Genomic DNA, 6,972 nt, shown 5'->3' with positions numbered 1-6,972 from the left:
ATCTGAATTAGACAATGTATATGGTTTGTCATCAGAAGTTGTTCAGAAAGTTTGGAAACGTTTCTACCTAGATGTATCAAATACAGCGGAAAGGAAAGCACTGGTGCCTGAAAAAGCAGACATCAATCTGGCAACAGCCGAAGCACTCAGAAAAGTTTATGGAATCGGCGAAAAACTCTCTGCTCGCATTGTGAACTACAGAACAAAATTAGGCGGATTTGTCACAAAATCTCAATTAAATGATGTGTATGGCTTACAGCCAGAAGTGATTCAGAAAGTGTGGAAGCAATTCTACATAGAAAAACCAACAATCGTGAAAGTGAATGTCAATGCGTGTTCATTAGAAGAATTACTCAAAATTCCATACATAAATTACGAACTCGCAGATGAAATTATAAACGAGCGAACACTACGAGAAGGATTCAAAAGTTTTGAAGAATTGGCAAAAATTCGCAACTTTCCAACGAAGAAAATCGAGATAATTGAATTATATTTGTTAATTCAATAAAAAAATATAAAAATTGCCATATATGAACAGCATGTACTTTACCGAAGAGCATCAACTTTTTAGAGAAAGTTTAAGAGATTTCTTAAAAAAGGAAGTCGTTCCACACATTGATAAATGGGAAAAAACGGGTACGATTGAACGCTTCATTTGGGAGAAGTTTGGAGAAATGGGATTCTTTGGAGTTGCCTATCCAGAAGCATATGGCGGAATGGACTTAGACCTGTTTTACACCGTTATACTACTTGAAGAATTACAACGGATCAATTCTGGAGGATTCGCCGCAGCAATTTGGGCGCACGTATATTTAGCGATGACGCATGTAAACAAAGAAGGAAGTCCTGAAATTAAAGAAAAATACCTTACAGCAAGTATTACAGGAGAAAAAATTGGTTGCTTGTGTATTACAGAACCTTTTGGTGGCTCAGATGTAGCAGGAATGCGCACAACGGCTGTTAAAAAAGGAGATAAGTATATCATCAACGGTTCAAAAACATTTATCACAAACGGAGTATATAGTGATTATTTGGTTGTTGCCGCAAAAACAAATCCTGAACTTGGAAACAAAGGAATCAGCATCTTCATTATGGATAGAGATGTTCCTGGAATTTCTGCCACAAAGTTAGATAAACTAGGTTGGAGAGCTTCTGATACAGGCGAAATTGCTTTTGATAATGTAGAAATTCCTGCTGAAAACCTTATGGGAGAAGAAAATATGGGCTTTCCATACATAATGCAACACTTTGCGTTAGAAAGACTTATTATGGGAATTAATGCGCATGCAAGAGCAGAATATGCTATAGAATATACATTGCAATACATGTCTGAGCGACAAGCATTTGGTAGAACTATTGATAAATTTCAAGCGTTGCGTCATACCATGGCAGATTTAGCAACAGAATTGGAAATGTGTAAAACGTTTAACTACGCTATTGCAAGCAGACTTGATAAAAATGAATATGTTGTTAAAGAAGCAACCATGTCAAAACTTCAATCTACAAAAATGGCAGACACTGTTATTTATCAATGTTTGCAAATGTTGGGGGGATATGGCTACATGGAAGAATATCCATTGGCACGTATGTTGCGCGATAGTCGTTTAGGACCTATTGGTGGCGGAACATCTGAGATTCTTAGAGAAATCATCGCAAAAATGATTATTGATAAAAAAGATTACAAGCCAGCAACTTAGAATTAGTGATAGTATACAAACTATCTTTCGAGATTTTTTAATAACTATCAAATAAGAGGAAAGCACCACTTTTGATGAAGTGGTGCTTTTTTATACTGTAAAGTTTTTAAATTTAAATCTTTTAGAAACTATTGGCGTCACAAAAGCAATTTCGTTTAGTAAATCTACATGTACACTATCTTTTTGTTTGTAAAAGTTAGCTCATTTTTAAACGATCAATCAATTTATTTTGCGATTTAGCTGTAGCGTGAGATCAAGAACTATTGTGGCAATACTGTGTAAGTTTTAATGAAAACATTCGGTGTTTCTATGTTGGTAATTAAGATTGGAAATACTAATTGTATTACTTTTTAAATAAGAAACTAAAATTAGTTTTGCTTTACAATATATATTTAAAGGAGTTCGACGTAAAAATTTAGTTCTATACTTTTCTTTTCCGAAGTATAGCAGGGATTTTCCGTTAAAAATTTTTGAAGCCTTGGAAAAAATTTAGGGAAATTCCTGCGGTTTTAGTTTTTTTCAGAAAGAAAAACTAAAAATACCTCTGGAAAAGGTCCCTTTCTTTTGTTTCTTTTCTTTGGGAAAGCAAAGAAAATGAAAATAAGACTCGGAAAATATGGTATTTAGTAGAGAGTTTCCAAACTTAATTACAAATATGAATTGAATCACTTATATCGAACTGACGTTGTTTAGGTAAAATATAATGCTGTTTAGTATGTAAAAAAATAGTGAATCTATATCCGATAGGAGCGAAGCGATATGTGCTACAGTTGAAGTCATAACCGTATTTTATAAAACGGAAACTTATATCGACTAAGTTGTGCCAAAAAAACAACATCTAAATCTATATAGTACAAAAGCCCTATTCATGACGAATAAGGCTTTTGCTAAACACAAGTTGATTTGGGGTACTAAATTATGAACAAATTACTGTTTGATAAATCGTTTTGTGCTATTTTTTTGATTTGAGGTAACTTGAAGTATGTACATTCCTGATTGTAATTTTCGAACGTTAATAGTAGTTTGATTGGTTTTCAAAATTTGCTTTCCAGTCATATCGAAAATGGTTACAGTTTGAATATTTTCAGTGGTTTGAATGTTCAATGTCGCTTTTGTTGGATTTGGATAGATGGTAAAACTAAGCGGTCTTACAGACACTTCTTCCGTGCTCAATGTCGGATCATACTCGTATGCGCCCATGTCAATCGTTCCACCGACAATTCGTGTATTTCCATTCAAATCATCCGTAAAAGAAGCTGGTAACAATGCGTTATCTCCTGTATCAATTGCTGGCGAACCCATTTGTAAGGTGTAATTTTCCATAGCAATATCAGTAAACATCGGATCTGTCATAGTAATATTAGAAATGTTTGACCAATTAGCAAAACCGTCAGGTGCCAAACTATTAGCCACCGTAACTGAATTCGGAGCTGTTTGTGTACCAAATCTATTTACACTTACTTGTTCGTTTCCGTTGGAAAGTGTATTATTCCAAATAATGGTATTGTACATTTCTAAATTTGCAGTTCCACTACTTCTCGATATTGAAACTACTCCGGCTGTAGTAGCTGAAGTTGCGCTTAAAGAATTATTAGTTATGGTTGAGTTGATAAATATAGCTTCATGCGTTGTAGCCACATCTGTTCTAAACCAAAATAACGCGTTTGTACCTGCATCAGAACCAGAAAGATCTGCTGTTACATTTTCATAAAAAGCACAATTGATAAAAGAAGACGTTAACGTACCATTTGTTCGAGGATTTTCACCATAAACTAGCGTGGCAAAACGTCCCAAATTATTTTTGAAGATACAATTGGTAAAAGTGTAATCGTAATTTCCTGATTGCGAATTTGCATGCGAATAGTATACAACGCCGCCACGTTCAACGCGATTGTTTGTAAATATCATATCGTTGAAAGTAACATTTTTACACGCTTCAAAGATTCGTATTGCTGCTCCCGATTTTAAACTATTGTTTCCACCATTTGCGTTTCCTCCTGAAATTGTAAGACCATCCAAAACCACATTATTTTGAGTAATTTCCAGTACACGTATTACATTATCTGTATACGTACTATTTCCAAAGGTTAATCCGCCGTCATCATTTCCTAAAAGATCGCCTGATAAAATCGTGACGTTCATTTCAGGATCACGTTGACTCAACATGGTTTCTGTTCCGCTAAAACCTCCGTACAACGCTTGATCGGCAGTTACTGTAAAAATGTCGGTTCTTGCAGTTCCAGGTGTGTAAGTGCCAGCTTTGATCCAAAAATCTGAAATCGGATTCGCCGCCAATGCAACCGACAAATCTGTGTAGGCATCTGCCCAACTTGTTCCATTGTTTGCTCCAGCAGCATTTGCATCTACAAAGACACGATTTTTAGAATAATTCGCTGTAATTATTTTATCATTATCCATCGTAATTGTTAACGGGTTTGCATTTCCTGTAGCATCGCCACTCCAATTATCAAACATAAAACCTGTGTTTGGTGTTATTGTAACCGTAACTACTGTTCCGTCATCGTATGTTCCGTTTACAGGATTTGGATTGGTTGTAAAAGTTCCGCCAGCAGAATTTATGGTTAATGTACGTTGAATTGGAGCAAAAGTTGCCGTAACCGCTTTGCCACTATCCATCAGAATTTGCTCGTTTGCATTCGTTCCAGTAACATCGCCTGACCAACCTGTAAATTCAAATCCAGGATCAGCTACAGCTGATAGCGAAACGGTTTCTAGAAAATCATACGCACCATTTGTAGGATTCGGATTTGTGGTCACACTACCATTCGTAGCCAATATATTTAGTATAGGTCTGAATGTTGTTGCACCAAATTCATACGCGCCCATATCTACGGTAACGTTAAAAATTCTACCATTTCCTACCAAATCAATATTAATTGGTGTTGGTAATTTTGAATTGTCTCCAAAATCTTTTGCTGGCGACGTTGTTTGTAGTGTAAAATCGGTTGCGCTTGTAAACAACGGATCCGAATTGTTTGTATTTACTTTACTTCCTGAAGCAATATTTGCAAAATCGTCATTGGAAATACTGTCTGAAATTAAAATAGTTCCAGTAGCTGATGAATTTCCTACAGAAACGGCACGTGACGAATTTCCGCCAGTAGTGGTATTGTTCCACATAATAGTATTGGCAATAGCAGTTTCCATTGTTGAACCACTTTCACCTACCATAATTGGCGATCGAGTAAAATTGTTCAATCCGCTATTCGTTCCTAAATCTTGATTGTTGACTAATGTACAGTTAATTACATTTAAGGTAATTGTCAATCGTGCAGGGACGCTATTCGAAACTGCCCAAACGACACTTCCTGCAAAACCTGCTGTTCCAGGTCTGTCTTTTACGACATTGTCTTTAAACAAACAGTTGTACAAAGTTCCAATCGTATTTTCAGCATTTGCTGCGCGAAAATTAATGGTTCCAAATCGGCTTAAGTTATTTTCAACAACAGTATTGGTAACATTTACATTTCTGGTTCCATTCAAATATGCGAATTGACTAGAAAACGTAAAGAACGCACCATTATCTGCTACATTATTTTTAACAATACAATTGTTTACGGTAAATCCTAACGGATTCGTTACCGCAATAAATATAGCAGCTCCAGATTCGTTGGAAGCGCCCATTGTATGTCCGTCACTTAGCGTAAAACCATCAATAGTTGTGTTGTGCGCGTTCAATCGGATGATGTGTTGTGTATTGTCTGAACGAGTTGATTCGGTAAATTCAATTACGCTATTATCGTTACTGAGTATATCTCCTGAAAGAATGGTTTCATTGTTGGCAATATCTCGTTGTGAAAGTGACGTTTCCGTTCCTGCAAATCCTCCATATAACTTTACATCGTCATTGTTTACAGTAAACGATTGTGTTCTGTCGGTTGTACTTGCTTTGTAGGTTCCGCTGGCAACCCAAATTTCTTCTCCTGCATTTACTGTGGCTAATGCATCTTGTAACGAAGTATACGCATTTGTCCATGACGAACCATCGTTTAATCCTGTTGCGTTTCCGTTTACAAATAAAGGTCCTTTTGTACGGAATGTAGCAGGAAGTGACCAACCTGAAGCCAGATTGTATGTGGTGTTTCCAGCACATTTTTTACGATAACGAACTGTGTATTCTGATGACAAATCTAAGTTGTTTATAAATACGTTTCCGTTTACATCAGTAACAATTGTATGCATGTTGAACGGTTGTGATGTTAATCCGTACGCAACATCAAAAATCTCCGTTTGTGGTAATACTAAGACTGCTGAATTTTCAGTGATGTTTGTGACACTAAAATCTGTAATGTCAGGCGTTTCACAAACTGTATAATTGTTGTCTAAAGTAATTTGTGAAACTTCGGAAGCTGTTAATACACGATTATAAATGTAAATATCATCAATAGCATCTTGATACGTTTGCGTTGCCGTAAGCGCTCCGTTACTGATGTTTGCAATTTTTAAATCTACAGGTCTGTCTAAATCTCTTCCTGTAAAGATGCCACCAACTTGTACATTTTCAGTGGAGGTTTGACTCAGCGTATTATCTACATAATAATTATACGTGTAAGGATATGTATTTCTTCCAGAAGAAGTGTTGAATTGCGTCGCTTCTTTTTTGATGGTAATTACAATATGTTTCCATGTTCCGTCAGCAACGAATTCAGAGAAAAACCGATCGCCCAAAAAGTTGCCTTGTGCTTGTGTGTTATTGTTAGCAACAACTCTTCTACTACTTTTAAAACCGATTCTACCATTTTTGAGGTATATGAAAAAGCCATTTTTAAAATCATTAGCTGAAGAAAAGTTTGCGGAAGTTCGTTCACTTTTATCAAAGATTGTTCTTTCATTACCGTCAATGACGTCGGTTTTGATCCAAAAAGCGATGGAGATATCGGTAAAAGAAAATGTGGCGCTGTTTAGGAAATCGCCATTTAGGACAATACTGTTGTTAGTCGCTCCAAACCGATCGTTGTCAGCAACTAAGTTGGTTCCGTTTTGAGTAAAGTTGGCACCATTGGCGCCATCGGCGAGACTTCCATTTGTGAAGTCGTACGCACGTTGCAAACCATTAGTGGGAATTTGTCCGAATGCAATGGAACAGAATAATAGGAATACAGAGAGTAATCGTGAGTTCATAATTTAATTTTTGTGTTTTACGCTACAAAAATCATTGAGAATCCTATATTTTTTTTGATTTTATTTCTGAACTGTTCGGTTTTTTTGCTGAATGGTTTTTTGGGTCGCTTTGCTTTTTGGTTGCTTCGCTTTT

General features: G+C 36.1%; 3 protein-coding genes. 2 read left to right on the top strand and 1 reads right to left on the bottom strand.

The window, feature by feature from the left end; genetic code table 11:
• Window positions 1-508: ComEA family DNA-binding protein (locus tag AA089_RS22425; RefSeq protein WP_162200473.1), on the top strand; the 508-nt coding region annotated here is incomplete at its 5' end.
• 22 nt (window positions 509-530) lie between these two features.
• Window positions 531-1,697, top strand: coding sequence for an acyl-CoA dehydrogenase family protein (locus AA089_RS22420; RefSeq protein WP_046759262.1), 1,167 nt, complete (start codon window positions 531-533; stop codon window positions 1,695-1,697).
• Window positions 1,698-2,624: 927 nt separating this feature from the next.
• Here AA089_RS22420 and AA089_RS22415 read toward each other — a convergent pair.
• On the bottom strand, window positions 2,625-6,839 hold the full coding sequence (locus AA089_RS22415) for an InlB B-repeat-containing protein (RefSeq protein ID WP_046759261.1): 4,215 nt from the start codon (window positions 6,837-6,839) through the stop codon (window positions 2,625-2,627).
• Window positions 6,840-6,972: the final 133 nt, after the last annotated feature.

The sequence above is a fragment of the Kordia jejudonensis genome, from assembly GCF_001005315.1.
In the GTDB taxonomy this organism is placed as follows: Bacteria; Bacteroidota; Bacteroidia; order Flavobacteriales; family Flavobacteriaceae; genus Kordia; species Kordia jejudonensis.
The sequence above is the reverse complement of the archived record's forward strand: the minus strand, read 5'-3'. Positions and strand labels throughout refer to the sequence as shown.